This is a genomic window from Proteus sp. NMG38-2, from assembly GCF_020640995.1.
Classification (GTDB): Bacteria; Pseudomonadota; Gammaproteobacteria; order Enterobacterales; family Enterobacteriaceae; genus Proteus.
This window is the reverse complement of record NZ_CP085481.1, coordinates 1280018-1303327: the sequence shown is the minus strand read 5'-3', so window position 1 is coordinate 1303327 and position 23310 is coordinate 1280018. Positions and strand designations below refer to the sequence as shown.

Below are 23310 nucleotides of genomic sequence, written 5' to 3'. Positions count from 1 at the left end.
CAGTTTCATCATGCATGAAAGCTGCCCATAAATGAACCTATTATTCGCAGAACTGCCCAATTTTTGCTTTCAGAATATCAATCGCAACGCGGTTTTTACCCCCTCTTGGCACAATAATATCGGCATATTGTTTAGAAGGTTCAATAAACTGGAAGAACATCGGACGAACAGTTTTATTATATTGTTCAATGACTGAGTCTAAGCTACGTCCACGTTCATTTACATCACGTTTAATTCTACGCATTAAGCAAATATCTAATGGCGTATCAACAAAGATAGAGAAATCCATCTCTTCGCGTAGGCGCTTATCTGTTAATAACAAGATGCCTTCAATAATAATAACTTTTTTAGGCTTAAAAGGGATGGATTCTGTTTTGCGAGTGTGAGCAACGTAGTCATACTGAGGGAGTTCGATGGCATTTCCTGCTTTTAGTTCACACAAATGCTGGTATAAAAGTGCATGATCCATCGAATTTGGGTGGTCATAATTGACCTTATATCGTTCTTCCATCGTTAAATCACTTTGGTCACGATAATAACAATCTTCTGGTATCACACCGATATTATGATCACCTACTTGTGCTCTTAATTCACGGTAAAGCGTACTTGCAATAAGACTTTTACCCGAAGCAGAAGCTCCAGCGATACCTACAATTGTGCACTGATGTGCTGTGTCAGCCATAATCAAAAACCTGGTTTGAAATAAAAAGAGGGATAACGTAATAATATGTAAATATTACGCTAGCGCAGATTATAGTTTGAAATCACTCTGGTTCCAGCGTAAAACCAGAAATCTATTTGTTTTTTATCAAAAACAGCCGGAAATCACATGTAAAAAATGGAAAGCCAAATGACTCTCCATTTTAATCAGCAAATAATATCAGGCATTATTTTACTGCGATTACACTGCGCGGAAAGAAATTTCCGTTGGAATTGCATCACCATCCCAATACATTTGAGCAGAAACGGTTGACGCTATTTCACGATAAATATCAGCAAATTCACCTTCTGGATCACGCATCACTGTTGGCTGTCCACGATCTAAATCTTCACGTAAAGAGATATGAAGAGGAACTTGACCTAATAATTGGCAATGATATTTCTCCGCCAATTTCGCCGCACCACCTGTACCAAAGATAGGTTCAAGGTGACCACAGTTGCTACAAATATGCGCACTCATGTTTTCAATAATACCTAATACAGGCACATTGACTTTCTTAAACATGACAATCCCTTTCATTGCATCCACCAGCGCAATATCCTGAGGTGTTGTTACCACAACGGCTGCAGTTACAGGGATATTTTGGGATAAGGTTAATTGAATATCACCTGTTCCTGGTGGCATATCGATAACAAGATAATCTAAGTCAGGCCACAACGTATCTTGGAGCATTTGCATTAACGCTTTGCTCGCCATAGGACCACGCCATACCATCGCATTATCATCAGTCACTAAATAACCAATAGAGTTAGACGCTAATCCATACGCCATAATTGGCGCCATATGTTGTCCATCAGGAGACGTTGGACGCTCCATTGTGGTACCTAACATATTAGGAATAGATGGACCATAAATATCCGCATCAAGAATACCTACTTTAGCGCCTTCTTGTGCAAGGGCTAATGCAAGATTAACAGCAGTACTTGATTTACCTACGCCACCTTTACCAGAACTCACCGCAAGAATATTACGTACACCATTAACGCCAGGCAGATCATTTGCACGACGTAAGGTTGAAATATTATGCTTGAGTTTCCATTCAATTGCTTTTGCGCCTGTGATGTCACGAAGTTCAGCTGTCTTTTCTTCGATTAGCACTTGGAAAGGTTTTTTCCAAACAAATGGCATCACTAATTCGATATGAAGAACATCGTCAATCATCGCACATTGATGTAATGCTTTTAGAGAAAGCAGATTACGTTTCAATGTCGGGTGTTCAAAAGTAGACAAGACACCTGAAACTTTTTCGTTCAGAATCTCAGGGGTGGTCTGCTCGGGGGATTTATCACTCATCCCGGCTCCTCTCGTTTTCATTATTTATTAAATATATGAGTGTATCTATCATATCAGATAGTAGATGACTACGATAATGCCTTACCTCAATTTGCCAACTGAAATTTCTCTTGCAAAAACTCCATTATTGCCCTAGCGACATCATGACGGATCGGTTACCATCAAAGTCCCTTTTATTAATTTTATGGAAGTAAGATCCTTACTATGTCTCACGTCGCGAATAAATTATTGGTAACCTGCGCGTTACCTTATGCTAACGGTTCAATTCATCTCGGTCATATCCTTGAGCACATTCAGGCAGATATCTGGGTCCGTTATCAACGAATGCGCGGCAAAGAAGTTCATTTCATCTGCGCTGACGATGCCCACGGCACCCCAATTATGCTGAAAGCTCAACAACTGGGTATAACTCCAGAAGCGATGATTGAAGAAATGAGCAAAGAGCATCAGCAGGATTTTGCAGGCTTCAATATCAGTTATGATAATTATCACTCTACACACAGTGAAGAAAGTCGCGAATTATCGACAAAAATTTATCTAGCACTGAAGAAAAATGGTCACATCAAAAGCAAAACAATTTCTCAGCTTTATGATGAAGAAAAAGGCATGTTCCTACCTGACCGTTTTGTAAAAGGCACGTGCCCTAAATGTAAAGCACAAGACCAATATGGTGATAACTGTGAAGTATGCGGCTCAACATACAGCCCAACAGAATTAATTAATCCACGTTCTGTCGTTTCAGGATCAACACCTGTAATGCGCGAAACAGAACACTACTTCTTTGACTTACCTGCATTTAGTAACATGCTACAAGCATGGATCCGCTCAGGCGCACTGCAAGAACAAGTTGCGAATAAAATGCAAGAATGGTTCGACAGTGGTTTACAACAATGGGATATCACTCGTGATGCGCCTTATTTCGGTTTCGAAATTCCAGATGCACCGGGTAAATATTTCTATGTATGGCTAGATGCACCGATTGGCTACATGAGTTCATTCTTAAACTTATGTGAAAAACGAGGTGATTTAAGTTTTGATGAGTTTTGGAATAAAGACAGCAAAGCTGACCTTTATCACTTTATTGGTAAAGATATCGTCTATTTCCACAGCTTATTCTGGCCAGCTATGTTAGAAGGCAGTGAATATCGCAAGCCGACAAACCTGTTTGTTCACGGTTATGTCACTGTAAATGGCGCCAAGATGTCTAAATCTCGAGGCACCTTTATTACAGCTCGTGCTTATCTTGATCATTTTGATGCTGATTGCCTGCGTTATTACTATGCAGCAAAACTTTCATCACGCATTGACGATATTGACCTAAACTTAGAAGACTTTGTTCAACGTGTTAACAGTGACATTGTTAATAAAGTCGTTAACCTTGCATCGCGTACAGCAGGTTTCATCAGCAAGCGATTTGATGGCAAATTAGCGGATTCTTTAGATGATGCTAAGCTTTATCAACACTTTGTTGATATGCAAGAAACTATCGCACAGTCATTCGAAAATCGTGAATTTGGTAAAGCTGTTCGCGAAATTATGGCATTAGCTGATGAAGCTAACCGTTATATTGACGAAAAAGCACCTTGGGTAGTGGCTAAACAAGAAGGTCAAGATGCTCAGTTACAAGCAATCTGTACTATGGGAATTAACTTATTCCGCATACTGATGACGTACCTGAAACCAGTTTTACCTTCACTGACAGAACGTTCAGAAGCATTTTTACAAACCCAATTAACATGGGATGCACTTGAACAACCACTGTTAGGCCAAGAGATCACTAAATTCAAAGCATTGTTTAACCGCATTGAAATGGATAAAGCCAATGCAATGGTTGAAGCATCAAAAAGCACCATTGCACCTGTAAAAGAAGTCACAGGCCCATTAGCTGATTCACCGATCCAAGAAACCATCAACTTTGATGATTTTGCAAAAATCGATATGCGTATTGCTGAAATTAAACAAGCCGATTTTGTTGAAGGCTCAGACAAACTACTGAAATTAATTTTGGACTTAGGTGGTGAAACTCGCCAAGTATTCTCAGGTATTCGTACGGCATACCCAGATCCTAAAGTGTTAGAAGGTCGCTTAACGGTAATGGTGGCAAATTTAGCACCTCGTAAAATGCGTTTTGGTATTTCAGAAGGCATGGTAATGGCAGCAGGCCCTGGCGATAAAGATATCTTCTTACTCAGCCCAGATTCTGGTGCAAAACCGGGTCAACAAGTGAAATAACAACCAAGATTCATTTGCCAAATAAATAAATGGCGGGGTTCTATTAGAGCCCCGCTCTTTTTTTATTGTGATCCATAGCACACTTTCAAAATCGGTGTATGATAATTCTGTTAGTTGATTTGGGACACTTACTTATGAAATCTAAACGGGCACGATTGCAGATTACACTTTGGCATTATCTACGATCTTTTTTGGTTCTTTATCTTTGTCTTTTTGCAGGTAATCTTATTTCAGCCCTTCTACCCTTCGCGGTTCCTGGTAGTATTGTTGGCTTATTGATCCTTTTTGGTTTACTTGCTTTCCAGCTTATTCCGTTACGTTGGGTTAAACCTGGCGCCAATATCCTGCTAAAAAACATGTCATTGCTGTTTATCCCTATCGGGGTAGCCGTAATGAATTATTATGATTTACTTAGTCAGCAGCTCTTCCCTATCGTTTTAGCCTGTGTAGTCAGTACCTTTGGTGTTATGGCACTGGTTGCTTACTGTTCACATTATGTCCATCGTGAGCGTATTATCGTAGGTTCAAAACCAGATCTAGTTGAAGATGTTATTGAAACAAAAGAAAAAGATGATGATAAAGCATTAAGTGAGAAGAAAAAATGTTAGTGTTAATGAATATATGGTGGTCACTTCCTTTAACCATAATTATCTTTTATTTATCACGTAAACTTGCTGCTCGTTATAAATTACCTATATTGAACCCTTTACTTATTGGTATTGCGGTTATTATTCCTATCCTGTTAATTACACACACTCCTTACGAACACTATTTTGCCGGTAGTCGTATTTTAAATGATTTATTACAACCTGCCGTTGTTGCTTTAGCTATCCCGCTTTATCAGCAATTACACCAAATTCGCGCACAGTGGAAATCACTGATAAGCATTTGCTTTATTGGTAGTGTTGCAGCCATGGTCAGTGGTACTGCGATTGCCTTATGGGCGGGCGCAACCCCAGAAATTGCCGCATCAGTCTTACCTAAATCAGTCACAACACCTATCGCAATGGCAGTTGCAGACTCCATAGGTGGTATTCCTGCAATCAGTGCTGCATGTGTTATTGCAGTAGGTATTTTAGGTGCCATTTTTGGTCACACTCTATTCAAGATATTGCGAATTCCAACTCACGCCTCTCGGGGTCTAGCGATGGGAACCGTTTCTCACGCAGTAGGAACAGCAAGAGCTGCTGAAGTGGATTATATCGAAGGTGCTTACAGTTCATTAGCATTAATGACCTGCGGGATTATTACCTCTTTACTTGCTCCATTTATCTTCCCTATTATTTTGCATCTTTATAGTTGATATCTTTCTTACTCTCCATTCTTAAATCCCCGATTTAATTAAATTTATTTCGGGGATTTTTACTATAAATTTGAGATACATCTCTCAATTAATGAATTTGTTGCAATTGTTTCATTGAAAATATGATTTTCATCACATATAAGAATGGGTAAAGATGCCTAGAATCTTATAATACAGAAAGATTAATGGGAGACTCATGTATGCATACTCGTTTTCAGGCAGTTTGGTCAGATTTATCCCCTCAGTTACAACACGCACTTGCTCCTTATCTTGAGCAGGATGAATTCCCTGCAATGTTTACGGCAGAGCAGGTCAACGCCATAAAAACACAGTTACAATGTAATGATGATGCCTTAGCCCTCGCACTTTTACCGGTTGCTGCAGCTTGTGCTGTTGCACCTATCTCTAACTTCAAAGTAGGTGCAGTTGCGCGTGGTGAAAGTGGTAATCTCTACTTCGGTGCCAATATGGAATTTGCTGGCGCACCATTACAACAAACAGTCCATGCCGAACAAAGTGCGGTAACTCATGCATGGCTACGTGGTGAATCTCGCTTAATTTCAATCACCGTTAACTATACACCTTGTGGTCATTGTCGCCAGTTTATGAATGAACTCAACAGTGGCACCCATATTCAGATCCAATTACCTGGTAGAAAAGTAGCGACATTGGGGGATTATTTACCTGATAGCTTTGGTCCGAAGGATCTCAATATCACTTCTTTATTAATGGATAAAGTTAATCACAGTTACAAAATTGATAACCCTAGTGAATTAGCACAACAGGCGCTACAAGCCGCCAATCGTAGCCATGCACCTTATAGTGAGTCTCACAGCGGAATTGCTGTTCAAATGAAAAATGGCAAAATTTTCCAAGGTAGCTACGCAGAAAATGCCGCATTTAACCCAAGCTTACCACCATTACAAGCCGCATTAATTTTATTAAATATGGCGGGTGAGAGTGTGATGGAAATTGAATCTGCGGTCTTAATTGAAAAAGCAGAAACAATTTTAACGCAATGGGATGCAACTCAAGCCACATTAACGGCTTTAGGTTGTCGCCAGATGCAACGCATCACTTTGTAAAAAGTTTTAACTTATTCCTCTAAAAATCTCTCCTAAAAAAGCATCAGCATGTAAATTTTGCTGGTGCTTACCAGAAAAAGTTGTAACAACTGTATCTATCTCTCATTTCTAAGCATAAAAATCATAAAAAAATAACATAAGCTGTACATATTTTTATTATTTTGTAGGATCTACTATTGTCATGTGACTAACTGCCTTACAAGAGTATTTTTCATGGAACTGGAACACGAAAGTAAACGCCCTCTCTACATCCCGTATGCAGGCCCAATCCTGCTTGAATTTCCCCTGTTAAATAAAGGTAGTGCTTTCAGCGAAGAAGAACGCAGCACCTTTAACTTACATGGTTTACTGCCTGAAGCAGTTGAAACCATTGAAGAGCAGGTTGAACGCGCTTATCGCCAATATCTTGATTTCAAAAACGATAACGACAAACATATTTACCTAAGAAACATCCAAGACACCAATGAAACTCTGTTTTACCGTTTATTGGAATCTCACCTTACTGAAATGATGCCAATCATTTACACACCAACAGTGGGTGAAGCTTGTGAACATTTCTCTGATATTTATCGTCGTGCTCGTGGTTTATTTATCTCTTACCCTAACCGCGCCAATATCGACGATATGCTGCAAAACGCCACTAAACAAAACGTAAAAGTCATTGTTGTCACTGATGGCGAACGTATTCTTGGTCTAGGTGACCAAGGTATCGGCGGTATGGGTATTCCTATCGGTAAACTCTCTTTATATACTGCGTGTGGGGGTATCAGCCCGGCGTACACACTGCCTGTTGTACTTGATGTTGGTACTAACAATCCACAACGTTTAAACGATCCACTATATATGGGATGGCGCCATCCTCGTATTACTGGTGATGAATATAACGAATTCGTTGATGAATTTATTCAAGCTGTTAAACGTCGCTGGCCAAATGTTTTACTGCAATTTGAAGACTTCGCGCAAAAAAACGCGATGCCTTTACTAAACCGTTATCGTGATGAATTATGTTGCTTTAACGATGATATTCAAGGCACTGCGTCTGTTACCTTAGGTAGTCTTATCGCGGCTAGCCGTGCTGCGGGTCGCCAATTAAAAGACCAAACCGTCACTTTCTTAGGTGCAGGCTCTGCAGGTTGTGGCATTGCTGAGCAAATCATTGCCCAAATGAAATCTGAAGGCTTAAGTGATGAGCAAGCGCGTGAGCGTATCTTCATGGTTGACCGTTTTGGTTTATTGACAGACAAACTGCCAAATTTACTTGATTTCCAAAGCAAACTTATCCAAAAAAGTGAAACCATTGCTGATTGGGAAATAGAAAGCGATGCTATTTCGCTGTTAGAAGTGGTGAAGAATGCAAAACCAACTATTTTGATTGGTGTTTCAGGACAAGCAGGTTTATTCACTGAAGAAATTATTCGTGAAATGCACAAACACTGTGAACGCCCTATCGTGATGCCATTATCTAACCCAACTTCACGTGTTGAAGCACGCCCTGAAGATATTATCAATTGGACAGATGGCCAAGCTTTAGTGGCAACGGGTAGCCCATTTGCACCTGTAAAATACAAAGATAAAGAGTATCCAATTGCACAATGTAATAACTCTTATATCTTCCCAGGCATTGGGTTAGGTGTTATTGCCTGTGGTGCTAAACGTGTGACTGATGCCATGTTAATGGTTGCAAGTCGTGCATTAGCTGATTGTTCACCAATGGCAAAAGAGGGAGATGGCTCACTATTACCTTTACTGGCTGATATTCAACAAGTTTCGCGTTATATAGCAAAACAAGTTGCAAAAGAAGCACAAGTTCAAGGTGTTGCTACTGTTACCTCAGATTCAGCATTAGAAGAAGCCATTGAACGCAACTATTGGCAGCCTGAATACCGTATTTACAAAAGAACGTCATTCTAAATCGTTTTAAATACTAAGTACCATTCTGAAAAGCGCATCATTACTTAATATGAGGCGCTTTTTTCTTGCTTCCCTATCTTTGCTCAAGTAGCCTTAACTATTATGAAAATCATTTTTTATTTGCGTCATTAAGGCAAGGACATGCTAAAACGCCTCATTTATCTTTTTCTCACACTTTTTATTCTACTTGCAGTCACTTTGATTGCCTGCGATCGCTGGATCGGGTGGAAAACAAACCCTTATATTTTTGAAGATATTGATAAATTACCCGCCAAAAAAGTGGGCATGGTGTTAGGCACATCAAAATATTATACCAGTGGTTACATTAATCAATTTTATCAATATCGCATCCAAGGCGCAGTTAATGCCTATAACAGTGGTAAAATCCAATATTTATTATTAAGCGGAGATAATGCAAAGCATAGCTATAATGAGCCTAATACGATGCGTAAGGATCTCATTAAAGCGGGTATTCCGGCTTCTCGTATCGTAATGGATTTTGCAGGATTCAGAACGCTTGATTCTGTTGTGCGGACAAAAGAAGTCTTTGGTACTGATGGTTTTACTATTATTACGCAACGTTTTCATTGTGAACGAGCCGTTTTTATTGCTCTAGAAAAAGGAATTGATGCGCAATGCTTTGCGGTTGCATCCCCTAAAAGCATGTTTAAAGTACGTATACGTGAGGTGTTTGCCAGAGCAGGTGCAATGATTGATGTATATATTTTAAATCGAGAACCACGCTTTTTAGGGCCTCCAGAAACAATTCCCGCGATACAATCTATTCCTGATAGCATTAAAGGATATCCCGCAGTTTCACCAGAGGAAGTTGAATCACTTCCTCTAAGTGACAATAATAACGAGAAAATCTAAAAGAATTGCGCTAATTTTGCGGCTGATTTACGCCAAATCCACTCTATTGGGCCTTGTGGAAAATAGCGTAGCCAAATTACGGCAAAAGCAATGTTGATTGCCCAAATAACGACTACAAAAGGCATCAGTTCAGGTAAGGTAAATTGGTTAAATAAGCCCATCCGCTGAAACAGGATAATACCGATAAGACTTTGCATTAAATAGGTCGTTAGCGCCATTTTTCCTACACAACGTAAAGCATAGGCAAAATAAGAGTGGCGAATTATATTCCAACTCCAATAAAATAACGCAATATATCCCAAGCTTTGTATAACTTGGATCAACATAGTTAAAGGCTGTGCCCAAACCGCTGCCCAGCGATAATTCCAATCAGAAAAATAATCCACCAGCACAATCATTGTTTGTAAGCTTAAACTGATTGAGAGAAAACAAAGTGCCACATAACCATAATGTGTACGACTAAATTTCTGTTGTAACCAGCCCGATGCCATTAGCGCAGCACCCATCAGCATTGCGCCAAATAAAAACCAACTATATTGACGCACCAAATTAAAAACGAAAATACTTAACTCATTCAAGCGATAATAAATACTATTTAAATAAGGCCCTGTTTTCCAATCGGATTCAAGCAGTTGGGAATATGGTGTGCTGTACCAAACCGTATCAATAAAATCACGATAATAATAAAACAACATACCTAAAATAAATGCACCACAAAAATAGAGTATCGCCCCCAATATAAATTGGTTCTTTATCGTTATTGATTTGATAAAGACAAAAACAAATAAACCACATACACTATATGGAAATAAAATATCACCTTCCCAAATAAATAGCGTGTGAATAACACCAATCAACGCTAACACAACTAACCGCGATAAATTAAAGCGTGTTCCTTTACGTAGTAGCAGGTAAAGCGTACCACCAAATAGTAATGCAAAAATAAAGAGGAACTTACCTTGGGCAAAAAGGTTTAATGCCATCCATGTTATACGATCACCAAAAGAGGCTTCCCCCGAATGTAACGGATTAAATGAAGCCACTCTTAATAAAGCAAAACCTGAAATATTGAGCAATAAAATGCCAAGGATCGCCATTCCTCTCAACGCATCAAGTGATTCGATACGTTGATGAGACGATTCATTCATTTATTTGAAATCTCAAAGGTGACGAACTGCGCGTAAAAATTCCTGACGCGTATTTTGACTTGATTTAAATAACCCACCTAACGAGGTTGTTGTGGTTGCACTCGTAGCATCACGAATACCACGAGCTTTAACACAATAATGAACCGCATCAATAGAAACAGCCACATTTTTTGTGCCTAGTAACGTTTGTAATGCGATAAGAATTTGCTGGGTTAAACGTTCTTGAACTTGAGGACGTTGAGCAAAGAATTGCACTATACGATTAATTTTTGATAAACCAATCACTTTATCTTTTGGAATATAAGCCACAATCGCCTTGCCATCAATGGTAACAAAGTGATGTTCGCAAGTACTGGTTAATGTGATATCTCGTACTGTCACCATTTCATCAACTTGCATTTTATTTTCAATTAGTGTGATTTTGGGGAAGTTGTGATAATCCAGTCCTGAGAAAATTTCATCAACATACATTTTAGCAATACGACGAGGCGTTTCAGCTAAACTATCGTCGCTTAAATCTAGATTTAACAGCTTCATCACTTCTGTCATATGATGTTCAATTTGCTGTTTACTCTCACTTGGAGATAGCTTTGATTCACGAAGAGGCGTTTCCAAACCGCGTTCAACTAACGCAGCATGCACCCATTGCGCCTCTTTACTTAATGATGACATTGGACTCTCCGATAAACACATTAATGAAGTATCTGTTTTGCTGTCAGCGACAACAGCCTACACTTTAGATGACATGAATCACATTATCCAGCGATACCGCATTTTTCGTTATGAAATTATTGCATTTTTGTATGAACTATTTTTAGCTTAAGCCTGTTTTTTTCTCTTTTAAACACACCAGAAAACCACCGATTATCAACACAATAAAAGCGACATAAAGCGCAGGTTCTAATTTTCCAGTTAATGCCGTTGAAAGCGAAGAAACAACAGGACCAACCAATTGCCCAATAGCATAAAAGGTCGTGAGTAACCCCGCCATATAACGCCCATGATCAGGAGCTAACTCTCTACCTCGTAAAAAAGCAAGTTGTACCGCACACATCAAACCGCCACCAATTAAAAAAGCACCTATCGCAAGCCCTGTTATTGTCGGGAACCACTCTGCGATCAAAATACCTAATGCTTGTAACCAGAGTGTAATAGCTAAGCGTAATTGTGTGTTTAATACATTACGCGTTAAAATAGCAATTCCGATACATAATGCAGCAGATGCACCAAATACGGGCCAAACAAATTGTGCGATTAAGCTCCCAGGAAAGCGCTCTGCTGCCATTTGAGAAAGAAATGTAGCTGGTAAAATATAACCAAAACCCGCAAAGGTATAACCCCAAATTAACTTTTTCATTGCTGGTGTCAGTGTTAAAGGTGCCACTTTAACTTCTTCTCGACTCATCGCCCAAGGTTTAGGAAGGTGATAACTCACATATATTGCACAAATAAAAGCAAGCGAACCGTAAATAAGCCAGCCAGTCATCGCATTCATTTGCCATTTCATAATTAATACAGCGAGCATACCGCTAATAAATATGCCTGCTCCTGTTCCAGCATAAACAGCAACGCTTAATGCAGGGCGATTAAGGCGAGCCAATAATTCATTGGCCCATGATGCCACCAGTACCAACGTCCAACCACTTGCCCAGCCGATAAAAAAACGAGCAATACTGTGTGTAAATGCATCATTTAAAAAAGCAGACAACAGAGTGATTATCACTGCTCCCCAAAGCCCTGCCCACAAGCGATATCCCACACCTTTAACAGCTTTCATTGCATCGTAGGAACCAGCAAGATAACCAAGATAATTAAATGCAGCGACAATGCCCGCACTTGTTAGCGTCAATTGATATTCTGCAATCATCAATGGCACTTGTGGTGTAAAAGTAAAACGCCCTATCCCCATTGCAACGACTAAAGCAAGAAAACCACTAAATGCGATATGAAAAGCTTGCGCTGAATGACTTTGGTGATTTGAAGTATTCATTGATATCCATTATTTTGTTTTATCGTTTTATACATTTTAAATGTGCTGTTCATTAATAACAGAATGCGCAACACATTAACCCCAAATGGTTAACGTTTTTACAATAAGATGTTTCATTTCTTTCTAGTCACAAGATGATCTCTGACATGATGATGTTCATCGTGATAGATTAGTATCATGAAATAAAACAGAACATTTCGATAGATCTTGGAGTATATGATGAGTCAATGTCACGTTAGCGGTTTATTATCTCTTGATGAAGCGCTAGAAAAACTACTTGAAAAACCGCTGGCAATTACCGATACCCTTAACATCCCATTAAATAATGCAGCCGATTATATTCTAAGTGCAGATATTACATCTCCACTCAATGTTCCTCCTTTTGATAATTCTGCAATGGATGGTTACGGACTTCGTTACGCTGACTTAGATACCCAAACTCCTCTTCCGGTGGCCGGAAAATCATTCGCTGGTATTCCTTTTGAGGGAGAGCTTCCTGCTGGTCAATGTGTACGCATTATGACAGGGGCAATGGTTCCTGCTGGTGTTGATACTGTCATTATGCAAGAAGAAGCAGAAGTCACTGAACATGGTGTTCGTTTTTCACAGCCCGCTAAGAAAGGCCAAAATATTCGCCGTATTGGTGAAGATATTAAAGAAAACGATATTGTATTACCTACTGGCACTAAGCTTTCAACTGCACAATTGCCATTAATCGCTTCTTTAGGGATCGCCACAGTACCAGTTTATCGACGCTTAAAAGTTGCCGTTTTCTCAACAGGTGATGAATTACAAACTATTGGCCAGCCATTAAAAGCGGGTCAAATTTATGATACTAACCGTTTTGCTGTGCGCTTAATGCTTGAAAAATTAGGTTGTGAAGTTTTAGATTTAGGCGTTATTCCTGACTCACCTGAAAAACTCCGTGAAACCTTTAAAAAAGCAGATCAAGAAGCAGATTTAGTGATCAGCAGTGGCGGTGTTTCTGTAGGTGAAGCTGATTACACCAAACAAATTCTTGATGAAATTGGGGAGATTGGTTTTTGGAAATTAGCCATTAAACCGGGAAAACCATTTGCATTTGGTCGATTACACAATGCATGGTTCTGCGGTTTACCGGGTAACCCTGTCTCGGCAACCGTCACATTCTACCAATTAGTTCAGCCTTTGATCGCACGGTTATCAGGCTTTAGTCACTGGAAAGCGCCACAACGTTTCCAAGCCGTAGCACAATCATCATTGAAAAAATCAGTGGGTCGTCTTGATTTTCAACGTGGTATCGCAAGTATTAATGCGGAAGGTGAGTGGCAAGTAGACACTTCTGGTCACCAAGGTTCACACGTTTACAGCTCCTTTAGTGTCGCGAACTGCTTTATCGTCTTAGAACGTGAACGCGGTAAAGTGGCTGCAGGCGAAACGGTCACAATCGAGCTATTTAATTCTCTGTTAAAAAGCGAATAGTTTTTATGAGTATCGAATTAACCGATGAAGAAACACTGCGCTACAATCGCCAGATTGTATTAAGAGGTTTTGATTTTGATGGTCAAGAGGCACTGAAAAGTGCCTCTGTATTGATTGTTGGCGCAGGTGGCTTAGGATGTAGTGCTTCGCAATATCTTACAGCTGCAGGTGTAGGAAAACTCACACTATTAGATTTTGATACTGTTTCTCTTTCTAATCTTCAGCGCCAAATTCTTCATCGTGACGCTACGATTGGCCAACCCAAAGTACTCTCTGCAAAAACAACATTAGAAGCAATTAATCCTCATGTCACAATAGAAACTGTTGATGCATTACTTGAAGATGAGGCTTTAGCTAAACTTATTAGCCAACATAATATCGTAATGGACTGTACGGATAATGTGGCAGTACGCGAGCAACTTAATCGCCTCTGCTTTCATCAGAAAAAACCACTAGTATCTGGTGCAGCTATTAGGATGGAAGGTCAAATCAGCGTATTCACTTACCAAGATGACGAGCCTTGCTATCGTTGCTTAAGCCATCTTTTTGGCAATAACGCTTTAAGTTGTGTTGAAGCGGGCATAATGGCACCTGTTGTGGGTACTATTGGCACATTACAAGCAGTTGAAGCCATTAAATTACTCACTGGCTATGGTGAAAATCTGCATGGCAAGGTATTAATGTTTGACGCAATGCGAATGCAGTTTCGTGAATTCAAGTTACCTAAAAATCCACATTGCGAAGTGTGCTCTGCCAATTTACCCGATAACTAACCACTTTCTATCCTAGATAAGGTAAGTCTAACTTTTTTAAACTTACCTTATCACCTTTCAAAGAGAGAGGTATTCACTCTAATGTAATTATCTTAAGCATAAACTCATCTAAATTACTCAAGAAAGTATCTAATCTTGAAAAGATAAATTCAGAGTGTTCATCACTTAGTTTCACATTCCCAGAACAACGTACATTAAAGTTTATTTGTAGGCATTTAGCTTCATTGGCAATGATAATCAACGGCATTGACAAATTTATCAACATATAAAATATCTAGATTTGTCTCTTCTTTTATTTCACGTTTAAGTGCTTGAAGCATGGATTCTCCCTCTTCAATACCACCTGAAGGTATTTCCCAAACATTAGGCATAAACTCATGCTGAGAACGTTTTAGAAAAAGTACTTTATCGTTTATGTCATCAACTTTAATGATGCCACCAACTACGATACGATCATATTTATCCAAAGAATTTAATATGTTATAAGGAACTAAAGGCTCAATCATTTTTTATATAACTCCGCAACAGTTCTAATAATGGATAAATAGTTATCAATAAAATTGTAGCGTTCTTCACCATACCAAACATCTAATTTGAACATACTATTATGAAATTTAATGGTATTCTCGAAATGACATTTTTGAATGCGTACTTTTTACAATAACTTTGAGATATCTTCTGTGGAGAGTGAAATAAAAAATAATTATTAAGTGGGCAAGTTGTTCCCGGAATATCAGCCTCTACACATGGAATCCCCCACCTTTTGTCTTACGAGTAATTAAAGCTTCTACAGCCTTAAGATCAACATTGCCATTATCTCCACAATCAGCAAATTTCAATTCTGCTCCCAGTTGATGAAGGGGCGCACAAGTTGCAAAAAAAGTATATATAGTAAGAATAGATTGGAATTTCATGATTAAGGATTTCTTTAGCTTGATTAATATTATCTGAAGATATATCACACAACGCATGAATTTTAACACCTAATAAAACCATTACAGGTAAGTGTTCTTTAATACAATGCTCCCACAACCAATTACTGCCATTTTCATTACAAACGCCTTCCTTGTAAAAATTAAATACATTTAAATTATTTAATTTTAAAATAATTATATGGTAATAAAAATCTCATTCACACAATAAAAAACTCTATAAAACCCACTATACAAACAAATTAATTAAAAAAATAAAAATATAAATAACAACCTCATAATTAATTATAAAATCATTGTATTTATTTCATTTCAATTAAAATATTTTTAACATTACTTTATAAGTCTAAATTATTTTAGCTTATTAAAATAAATTAAATAATGAAAAATAAAATTAGAAACATTAATAAAAGTAGGTTGTACTCTTATACATACCTGTTTTATATTGATTAATTATTTATGGCATATTTTCAAAATATTATCGCCCGCGTCAAAACGCAACAGGATGCCCTATAAGCAGAATAATCATTTAAGCACGCGTTTTATGTGCTAAAAAAGCAATACAAGGTAGAAGAATGACATTTCAAATTGCAGACACTCTCTATTACAACGGCCTTATTTATACCGCTGATCATAATAACAATATTGTTGATGCTATCGCGATCAGCCAAGGTGTAATTATTGCTTCAGGTAAAAAAGAGGGGTTACTTTCTTTCTGTAATGAAAACACTGAACAGATTGATTTACAGGGAAGAATGGTCATGCCAGGCATTATTGATGCACATATGCACCCATTTTGGGGAGGTGCAACGTTGGCAGGTTGCCATCTTGATTATCAATCACTCTCTATCGATGACATTTTATCGCGGATTCAAAAATACCTTGATGAAAACTTTATTGATAATGATACCGAATGGTTAAAAGTCTCTGCATGGTATCGTGAAAGCATGCAACCAGAAGGTGTGCAAATGACACGTTATCACCTTGATACCTTAAATACGGCTCGTCCTATTCTGCTCTTTTCTAGCGATTGCCATAGTGTGCTTGCCAATTCTCGGGCTTTAGAACTATTAAATATCACAGCAGAAACCCCCGATCCACCAGATGGAAATATTGAACGTGATGGTGACAGAACACCTATTGGTATTCTTGAAGATGCACCTGCAATGCAAGCCATTGATAGTTTGCCACCACTCACTGAAGCACAAAACCTACAAATCGCCCGTCATGTTCAAAAACTATTAAATAAACAAGGTGTAACCACTATTATGGATGCGCGTGTGGGTGAGCCTCAATTACGCGCTTTTAATACATTAAGAAAAACCAGTGAACTGACCCTTCGTGTTGAAAATGCCGTTGAAATTACACCAGATGATGTGCCATCTATTGATGATATTCCAAACGCTGTACGCCATGCTGCAACTCGTTTTTCACAATGGCATCAAATCAACGAAAATGCTCAACCCAGCGTTGCTATCCGTCACATTAAACTTTTCCTTGATGGTGTATTACAAGCACCGATTATGACAGCACGCTTACATGCACCTTATCGTATTAATGTTGGCACCGATGACACACCGCATTGGCAAACATCTGACCATGTTGGTGACCTCTATTTTTCACCTGAAATCTTAACGCCATTAATAACAGAAATTGCTCGTGCGGGTTATCATCCTCATATTCATACCGTTGCTGAGGGTGCAATCAGTACAGCATTGGATGCTATTAGTGAAATGCGTAAAGTCTTACCTGAGAAAGACATTAGACCAGGGCTTGCGCATAATGAATTAATGTGTGAAAAAGATTACGCTCGTTTTACACAATTAAAAACCTACCCTTTTCTCTCTTTTCAATGGGCGGCTGTCGATCAGAACAATATCGAGAAAGATATTGAAATGCTGGGTAAATCTCGCTGTGACTATTTGGAGACAGCTGGGAAATTTATTGATGCGGATGTCACTGTTGCTTTTGGTAGCGACTGGCCAATTGATCCACTTAATGAATGGTACGATTTTAAAGTTGCGATGACTCGCCAAAAAGATGCAACAAGCCCACGTCTTGATAACGACCGTAATCTGACATTAGTGGAAGTCTTACGTGCGGCCACCATTAATGCGGCAGAAGCTTTGGATATGGATACTCAAATTGGATCATTAGAAGTCGGAAAATTTGCCGATTTTATTGTATTAGATAGAAATCTGTTTGAAATATCGGCAGAAGATGTTGAAAATGTCAGGGTATTGTGTACGATCATTGCGGGGAAACCCACAATTTAGCTGAATAATATAAGTAATAAACCCGCATTAAGCGGGTTTATTTTTATCTATGCACTTAATTCTATGAGAATTAACGTAAATTGGATCTGCTATAAAGCAATTCCCATCACTGTGCTCACTTCTTTTAATCCTTCACGTTCGTAAAAACGTTTTGCTGCACCATTTTCAGCTAATACCGATAACTCAAGATGCGTCATTTTTTCTGATTTTGCCCACTCTTTCATTGCAGTTAGTAACAAACGACCGACACCTTGGTTACGTATCGTAGGATCAGTAACAATATCGTAAATATAGGCATACTTACGTTGAACTAAGCAGTTAAACAGAGGCGTTTCTTGAATTTGTGCAATGCTAAATCCAATCACCTTGCCATCTAAATCTGCGACCAAAAGATGAAACTTATTATTTTTTATTCCATTAATAATAAAAGCTTCGTCTTGTTTACCTGGTTTTAATCGATCGGGTTGTAAATTCGCCATTTCATTAAATAAATGGGTGTAAAGATCATTAATTTCTTCTACATCAGACAAAATTGCTTTTCTTATTATTATCATTTTTTACCTTTATTTGTTGTAGGTTTTTACAGGGGGTGCAATATATGTTTCAAATTTATCTAATAATTGAATAGGACATTGTTCTACAATTGCCATATTGCGGTATTTTTCATGTAAGAATTGTTCGTCCGCCATTTTATCAATCATCATTAATAATGGTGAATAAAACTGATTGATATTAAGTATGCCCAATGGTTTTTGATGCAAACCAATTTGGCTCCATGTAAAGACTTCACTAAACTCCTCTAATGTACCAAAACCACCAGGTAAAGCGACAAAACCTTCTGCCAGTTCTATCATTTTACTTTTGCGCTGATGCATGGTCTCAACAATATGCAGTTCAGTCAGATTTTTATGAGATATTTCACGCCCTTCTAATAGCGTAGGAATAACGCCAATCACCTTTCCGCCTTCAGCTAATACTGTATCGGCGAGTGTGCCCATAATTCCTACACTTGCACCACCATAAATTAAGGTGATATTACGTTTAACCAGCTCTTTGGCAAAAATAATGGCCTGTTCTTTATAAATAGATGAAGCACCTAAACTAGAGCCACAATACACTGCGATAGATTTTATTTTATTCATTTTTATTCTCATTTAGCTAGTTAAAACGAACTTTGAATTATACTTAAGCTTACTTTGATAAAAAAGGTTAAAAAAAGTGTTTTTGCACTTTTTATCGTACATATATTGTTAATTATTATTAAATCTAATATTTAAATCATCCTGATTTTTATTTTACTAATTATTAATAAACTTATATTTTAGCTAAGTTTATTCAACTAAATTTAACTAAAAACATTTATTAATAAATAACTATATTAAAGCACGTAATTTTATCCTATATTATGCGATCCTTTGTTATCTCGCTAACAGAGCACACATACGATTGATTATTGACGAGGTTTTATAGGATGTTGTCAGCCAGACACTCAGCTAAATTACAGGTGTTTTACCCTGTGCTTCTTTTGCTTCTTTCTATGCTTTCGATACAAAGCGGCGCATCCCTTGCTAAAAGCCTATTTCCAGTTATTGGTGCCCCTGCGGTAACGGCGTTACGTCTATTATTGGGGACTTTGATCCTATTTTTTATCTTTAAGCCATGGCGACTCAAATTTAATCGCGAGTCTATTATGCCACTGTTTTTATATGGCTTATCTTTAGGGGCAATGAATTACCTTTTCTACCTTGCACTTGAAACTATCCCGCTAGGTATTGCTGTAGCCCTTGAATTTACAGGCCCTTTAGCCGTTGCAATGTTTTCATCACGCAGAGCTATCGACTTTTTATGGATAATTTTAGTCATTGCTGGCTTAGGATTATTGCTACCTATTGGTGATAACATCCATGGTCTTGATCCACTTGGCATTCTTTATGCATTAGGTGCGGGTGTAGGTTGGGCTTTATATATCGTATTCGGACAACGTGCAGGAAAAGGCTATGGTGCGGCAACCGTATCAATTGGTTCATTAGTAGCAGCTTTTATTTTTGTGCCTATCGGTATGTTACAAAGTAGCCCTGATATTATGTTTAGCTGGTCTATTTTACCTATTGCCTTAGCTATTGCGATTTTATCAACCGCGTTCCCTTATACCTTGGAAATGATCGCACTTACGCGCCTGCCAGCTAAAACATTTGGTACTTTAATGAGCTTAGAGCCGTGTATGGGTGCCTTTATTGGTATTATTTTCCTACATGAACATTTGACGTTAATACAATGGGTTGCCTTAGCTTTTATTGTTTTAGCTTCTATAGGTTCAACAACGACAATGAAAAGCAAAACTAAAATTGAAGAAGTAAAATAGATATTTAACTCATTTTACTCAGCAAGAAGTAAATATTAATTTAAAAAGGATCTTATGATCCTTTTTACTTATTAAATAATAACTTTACTGACCTATCATTGCTATTTTGCGCTCATTGTCTTACCCTAAATAGACTATTTCGATAGATTAGATTTTTTTAATAGATGACCTATCAATTTAATAGTATCAATCGATAAGACTAACCATTAATAATTCACTATCATGATTAACAGAAATTAAGATATTGAGTTATTAATTATTTAGGGAGAACGATTATGAGTACTGCTAAATTAGTCAAATCCACACCTTCAACCCTGCTTTATACCCGTAATAATCTCGATGACAGCGTAAAACTGCACGCTATCGAGTTACTGCAACAGATGGTGACGCAGTTTATCGACCTATCTCTCATCACAAAACAAGCTCACTGGAATATGCGTGGTAGAAACTTTATTTCTGTTCATGAAATGGTTGACGGCTTCCGTGACACCATAAATGAGCACACTGATGAATTTGCAGAGCGTATTGTTCAATTAGGTGGCACTGTATTAGGCACTGCACAAGTTGTCAGCAAGAAAACTCCATTGAAAGCTTATCCTCTGGATATTCATGATGTACAAGACCACTTAAAAGCACTGGCTGATCGTTACGCTATCGTTGCAAATGATATTCGTAAAGCCATTGATGAAGTTGAAGACGAAGATACCGCCGATATGTTTACTGCAGCATCACGTGATCTTGATAAATTCTTATGGTTCATTGAAGCCAATATTGAGAATTAATCTACGTATAAAAAATACGTTATTAATTACATTGTTAATAATGAAAAAGGCTGTCATTTTAGGCAGCCTTTGTCTATTTTACTCTTGGATTAAAATTTATAGACGATACCAGCGTTAACGCTAAAACCATTTCCAGGGAAAAGTAAGGCATCGTTTTTATTCACAGTTGGATTAGCTAACGTACTTGCTGCATAGCGCTTATTTGTAAGATTGTCCAAATTTAGGTAAGTCGACCACTGATTATCATATTGATAATGTGCATTAAACCCGAATAATGCGTATGGCTTACTTTTTTGAATATTAAGGTGATTACCATGATCAACTGCAACATTGGTTGGTGACCAATACACTGTGGGACCAAATCTCAATCCTTTTACTTGGTAATAAACTTCACCTGAAATAAGATTTCTAGGAACACCTGCAATATATTTTCGGTTATATTCCCCACCCATAAAACGAAAATCATTATAAGTCCATGTTGCTCGATAAAGAATATCGCCCATTGGAAGTGGTTGAATTGCATTTAAACCTAGTTCTACACCTTGGTGGCGTGTTTTTGCTGGATAATTATATATATCAACAATATTCCCATCTACATCATGTGAAGTGATATATTCGTCTTTAATCAAGCTACGATAGAATACTGCACTCAAACTTATGTTGTCAGTTAATTCCATATCACTACCTACCTCAAAACTGGTTGCTTTTTGAGGTGATAGCTTTAAAAGGTTCACTTTATTTAATGGCGCTTTAGGATTAATAATATCATTAAAAGAAGCAGGTTCATGGCTCATACTGACATTAGCAAATAAACGCGTTTGATAATTAGGATACCAAATAAGCCCAACTTTCGGTGTTAAAAAATTAAATGACTGCTCAAGCTGATTTTGGATAGAAAACAGATCTCTTCTTGCATGAGTACCTTTTAAATCAAGGTTAACTAATACGCTATTTGTAATATGTATTCCCGCACCTAAAGAAGCATAAATATTTTCAGCTCGACCATCGAATCGCCCTAACCAACCTTGAGGATTTTTTTCGATATCATCTTTCATTACCGAATGATCCCATGCCAATGCAGTACGATAGCTAATAATCTCTGTCTCTAATTTATAATTAAATTGAGCTCCTTTAGTGTAATAATTTACAAATTGATAATGGCTAGGTGTTTTAAAATTATCGTGTGTTTGTGAATACCACCAGCCAAATTGAATATCGTGAACACCACTATTCCATGTCGATTTATTAGCTATACGTAATTGCTCGATATTTCTATGAGGATCTTTTTTCTTGATTGCAGGTAATATCGCTTTAGGATCATCCTCAAGCATTTGTGAAGTTGCTGGGCCAGGAACATCAAAACGTAAATCTGTCCAATTGATCCATGTTCTGTTTTCAAAATTATCTAATGTATAACCCAATGTTGAACGCATAGCTTTACGCTGAGAAGCTGAATGCTCACGGTAACCATCATAATGGTCATAGCTTAGGCTTATTCTGGCATCAATCGGATAATTTTCACTTTCACCGCCCAACGCCATTTGCATACCTTGACGCCCAAAAGAGCCTTGCTCATAACGTAATTGATTATGGCTCTCTTTTCCTGTGTAAGTAATAAAATCAAGCTCACCACCTAAATTATTACTTTGTAATTGAGTGCTGTTAGCTCCCCGGCGAATACTAACAAATTGAACGTCACGCACGTCAATCATACTTGAATGAAAACTGCCATCCGCTTCATTAAGTGGTAAACCATCTTGCAGTAATAATACCCCTCTGGAAAGAGGCGCACTTTGAACACCCGATCCTCTAATGCTTAAACGAGGTTGATCTAATCCACCAAATAAACTTTGTATAACAATGCCAGGTTGGTTTTTTAATGCATCATTAAGTGTTAATAAGCGATTTCCCTTATCTACTGCAATTAAATTCGTTCCTCCAGCAATATTACTTATTTTTTCAGTTTCAATATTATAAGTATGATTAGAGATATTCTCTGCTTTTGATCCACTCACAATAATACGTTCAGGTTTATCTTCATTCGATTGAGCATAATTAAATATTGTTGTTATCGAAAGCAAAGAGGATGAAATAAACCATAAGATTTTTTTTAAAATAGGCATATTTATAGTTCTACTTATCGTTAAATAAAAATGCCCAACGTTGAA

At 37.9% G+C, this 23310-nt stretch carries 21 protein-coding genes; 11 read left to right on the top strand and 10 right to left on the bottom strand.

Annotated features, from left to right (window positions below; genetic code table 11):
- Positions 1-40: 40 nt before the first annotated feature.
- A complete protein-coding gene (gene udk / locus LG402_RS06130) occupies positions 41-682 on the bottom strand; it encodes a uridine kinase (protein ID WP_036938247.1) in 642 nt (213 codons plus the stop codon).
- 219 nt (positions 683-901) lie between these two features.
- Complete coding sequence (gene apbC, locus LG402_RS06125) at positions 902-2014, bottom strand: iron-sulfur cluster carrier protein ApbC (protein ID WP_109409724.1); 1113 nt, start codon at positions 2012-2014, stop codon at positions 902-904.
- A 204-nt stretch (positions 2015-2218) separates the two neighbouring features.
- Here apbC and metG point away from each other — a divergent pair, with 204 nt between their 5' ends.
- From metG to sanA, 6 genes are all read left to right on the top strand, one after another.
- Positions 2219-4246 (top strand): methionine--tRNA ligase, encoded by a 2028-nt coding sequence (gene metG / locus LG402_RS06120; RefSeq protein WP_166541091.1) that lies wholly within the window; start codon positions 2219-2221, stop codon positions 4244-4246.
- 134 nt (positions 4247-4380) lie between these two features.
- Positions 4381-4854, top strand: coding sequence for a CidA/LrgA family protein (locus LG402_RS06115; RefSeq protein WP_109409722.1), 474 nt, complete (start codon positions 4381-4383; stop codon positions 4852-4854).
- Complete coding sequence (locus LG402_RS06110; RefSeq protein ID WP_192876265.1) at positions 4848-5549, top strand: CidB/LrgB family autolysis modulator; 702 nt, start codon at positions 4848-4850, stop codon at positions 5547-5549. The genes LG402_RS06115 and LG402_RS06110 overlap by 7 nt, the downstream gene beginning before the upstream one ends.
- A 200-nt stretch (positions 5550-5749) precedes the next feature.
- Positions 5750-6634: a cytidine deaminase gene (gene cdd / locus LG402_RS06105; protein ID WP_166541090.1), complete on the top strand. Its 885-nt coding sequence runs from the start codon at positions 5750-5752 to the stop codon at positions 6632-6634.
- A gap of 213 nt (positions 6635-6847) precedes the next feature.
- Entirely contained in the window at positions 6848-8545 is a 1698-nt protein-coding gene (locus tag LG402_RS06100) for an NAD-dependent malic enzyme (RefSeq protein WP_166541089.1), read from the top strand.
- A 141-nt stretch (positions 8546-8686) separates the two neighbouring features.
- Positions 8687-9418, top strand: coding sequence for an outer membrane permeability protein SanA (gene sanA, locus LG402_RS06095; RefSeq protein ID WP_109409719.1), 732 nt, complete (start codon positions 8687-8689; stop codon positions 9416-9418).
- On the opposite strand, the gene yeiB is transcribed toward sanA, so the two are convergent.
- The 3 genes from yeiB to LG402_RS06080 all read right to left on the bottom strand — a co-directional run bounded on the left by yeiB (position 9415) and on the right by LG402_RS06080 (position 12556).
- On the bottom strand, positions 9415-10566 hold the full coding sequence (gene yeiB / locus LG402_RS06090) for a DUF418 domain-containing protein YeiB (protein ID WP_227336608.1): 1152 nt from the start codon (positions 10564-10566) through the stop codon (positions 9415-9417). The two genes, sanA and yeiB, sit on opposite strands and share 4 nt — an antisense overlap.
- Positions 10567-10578: 12 nt before the next feature.
- Positions 10579-11238 carry a GTP cyclohydrolase I FolE gene (folE, locus tag LG402_RS06085; RefSeq protein WP_036938265.1) on the bottom strand — a complete coding sequence of 220 codons (660 nt, stop codon included), beginning with the start codon at positions 11236-11238 and terminating at the stop codon, positions 10579-10581.
- A gap of 142 nt (positions 11239-11380) precedes the next feature.
- Positions 11381-12556 (bottom strand): YbfB/YjiJ family MFS transporter, encoded by a 1176-nt coding sequence (locus LG402_RS06080; RefSeq protein WP_227336607.1) that lies wholly within the window; start codon positions 12554-12556, stop codon positions 11381-11383.
- A gap of 219 nt (positions 12557-12775) precedes the next feature.
- Here LG402_RS06080 and moeA point away from each other — a divergent pair, with 219 nt between their 5' ends.
- Positions 12776-14017 carry a molybdopterin molybdotransferase MoeA gene (gene moeA / locus LG402_RS06075; RefSeq protein WP_166541086.1) on the top strand — a complete coding sequence of 414 codons (1242 nt, stop codon included), beginning with the start codon at positions 12776-12778 and terminating at the stop codon, positions 14015-14017.
- A gap of 5 nt (positions 14018-14022) precedes the next feature.
- A complete protein-coding gene (gene moeB, locus LG402_RS06070; RefSeq protein WP_109409715.1) occupies positions 14023-14790 on the top strand; it encodes a molybdopterin-synthase adenylyltransferase MoeB in 768 nt (255 codons plus the stop codon).
- A gap of 221 nt (positions 14791-15011) precedes the next feature.
- On the opposite strand, the gene LG402_RS06065 is transcribed toward moeB, so the two are convergent.
- Together LG402_RS06065 and LG402_RS06060 are read right to left on the bottom strand one after the other, a co-directional pair.
- Positions 15012-15296, bottom strand: coding sequence for an NUDIX hydrolase (locus LG402_RS06065; RefSeq protein ID WP_227336606.1), 285 nt, complete (start codon positions 15294-15296; stop codon positions 15012-15014).
- 234 nt (positions 15297-15530) lie between these two features.
- On the bottom strand, positions 15531-15704 hold the full coding sequence (locus LG402_RS06060) for a DegT/DnrJ/EryC1/StrS family aminotransferase (protein ID WP_227336605.1): 174 nt from the start codon (positions 15702-15704) through the stop codon (positions 15531-15533).
- Between the two features lie 593 nt (positions 15705-16297).
- Between LG402_RS06060 and LG402_RS06055 the strand changes: the two genes are divergently transcribed.
- Positions 16298-17998, top strand: a complete 1701-nt coding sequence (locus LG402_RS06055) for an amidohydrolase (RefSeq protein WP_227336604.1) — start codon at positions 16298-16300, stop codon at positions 17996-17998.
- A gap of 89 nt (positions 17999-18087) precedes the next feature.
- On the opposite strand, the gene LG402_RS06050 is transcribed toward LG402_RS06055, so the two are convergent.
- Positions 18088-18552, bottom strand: a complete 465-nt coding sequence (locus LG402_RS06050; protein WP_109409710.1) for a GNAT family N-acetyltransferase — start codon at positions 18550-18552, stop codon at positions 18088-18090.
- A gap of 9 nt (positions 18553-18561) precedes the next feature.
- A complete protein-coding gene (locus LG402_RS06045) occupies positions 18562-19140 on the bottom strand; it encodes a TIGR00730 family Rossman fold protein (protein ID WP_109409709.1) in 579 nt (192 codons plus the stop codon).
- A gap of 329 nt (positions 19141-19469) precedes the next feature.
- Here LG402_RS06045 and rhtA point away from each other — a divergent pair, with 329 nt between their 5' ends.
- Both rhtA and dps read left to right on the top strand, forming a co-directional pair.
- Positions 19470-20360 carry a threonine/homoserine exporter RhtA gene (gene rhtA, locus LG402_RS06040; RefSeq protein ID WP_109409708.1) on the top strand — a complete coding sequence of 297 codons (891 nt, stop codon included), beginning with the start codon at positions 19470-19472 and terminating at the stop codon, positions 20358-20360.
- A gap of 275 nt (positions 20361-20635) precedes the next feature.
- On the top strand, positions 20636-21142 hold the full coding sequence (gene dps / locus LG402_RS06035) for a DNA starvation/stationary phase protection protein Dps (protein WP_072070537.1): 507 nt from the start codon (positions 20636-20638) through the stop codon (positions 21140-21142).
- Between the two features lie 89 nt (positions 21143-21231).
- On the opposite strand, the gene LG402_RS06030 is transcribed toward dps, so the two are convergent.
- The gene (locus LG402_RS06030; protein ID WP_227336603.1) at positions 21232-23265 is read right to left on the bottom strand and encodes a TonB-dependent receptor domain-containing protein; all 2034 of its coding nucleotides are present in this window, start codon (positions 23263-23265) and stop codon (positions 21232-21234) included.
- Between the last annotated feature and the right edge of the window lie 45 nt (positions 23266-23310).

Coding starts and splice junctions, on each gene's coding strand:
- rhtA (WP_109409708.1), top strand. CDS start 19,470: ATGTTGTCAGCCAGACACTCAGCTAAATTACAGGTGTTTTACCCTGTG.
- LG402_RS06080 (WP_227336607.1), bottom strand. CDS start 12,556: ATGAATACTTCAAATCACCAAAGTCATTCAGCGCAAGCTTTTCATATC.
- metG (WP_166541091.1), top strand. CDS start 2,219: ATGTCTCACGTCGCGAATAAATTATTGGTAACCTGCGCGTTACCTTAT.
- LG402_RS06055 (WP_227336604.1), top strand. CDS start 16,298: ATGACATTTCAAATTGCAGACACTCTCTATTACAACGGCCTTATTTAT.
- LG402_RS06115 (WP_109409722.1), top strand. CDS start 4,381: ATGAAATCTAAACGGGCACGATTGCAGATTACACTTTGGCATTATCTA.
- apbC (WP_109409724.1), bottom strand. CDS start 2,014: ATGAGTGATAAATCCCCCGAGCAGACCACCCCTGAGATTCTGAACGAA.
- LG402_RS06050 (WP_109409710.1), bottom strand. CDS start 18,552: ATGATAATAATAAGAAAAGCAATTTTGTCTGATGTAGAAGAAATTAAT.
- LG402_RS06060 (WP_227336605.1), bottom strand. CDS start 15,704: ATGAAATTCCAATCTATTCTTACTATATATACTTTTTTTGCAACTTGT.
- yeiB (WP_227336608.1), bottom strand. CDS start 10,566: ATGAATGAATCGTCTCATCAACGTATCGAATCACTTGATGCGTTGAGA.
- dps (WP_072070537.1), top strand. CDS start 20,636: ATGAGTACTGCTAAATTAGTCAAATCCACACCTTCAACCCTGCTTTAT.
- sanA (WP_109409719.1), top strand. CDS start 8,687: ATGCTAAAACGCCTCATTTATCTTTTTCTCACACTTTTTATTCTACTT.
- LG402_RS06045 (WP_109409709.1), bottom strand. CDS start 19,140: ATGAATAAAATAAAATCTATCGCAGTGTATTGTGGCTCTAGTTTAGGT.
- folE (WP_036938265.1), bottom strand. CDS start 11,238: ATGTCATCATTAAGTAAAGAGGCGCAATGGGTGCATGCTGCGTTAGTT.
- cdd (WP_166541090.1), top strand. CDS start 5,750: ATGCATACTCGTTTTCAGGCAGTTTGGTCAGATTTATCCCCTCAGTTA.
- LG402_RS06065 (WP_227336606.1), bottom strand. CDS start 15,296: ATGATTGAGCCTTTAGTTCCTTATAACATATTAAATTCTTTGGATAAA.
- LG402_RS06110 (WP_192876265.1), top strand. CDS start 4,848: ATGTTAGTGTTAATGAATATATGGTGGTCACTTCCTTTAACCATAATT.
- moeB (WP_109409715.1), top strand. CDS start 14,023: ATGAGTATCGAATTAACCGATGAAGAAACACTGCGCTACAATCGCCAG.
- moeA (WP_166541086.1), top strand. CDS start 12,776: ATGAGTCAATGTCACGTTAGCGGTTTATTATCTCTTGATGAAGCGCTA.
- udk (WP_036938247.1), bottom strand. CDS start 682: ATGGCTGACACAGCACATCAGTGCACAATTGTAGGTATCGCTGGAGCT.
- LG402_RS06100 (WP_166541089.1), top strand. CDS start 6,848: ATGGAACTGGAACACGAAAGTAAACGCCCTCTCTACATCCCGTATGCA.
- LG402_RS06030 (WP_227336603.1), bottom strand. CDS start 23,265: ATGCCTATTTTAAAAAAAATCTTATGGTTTATTTCATCCTCTTTGCTT.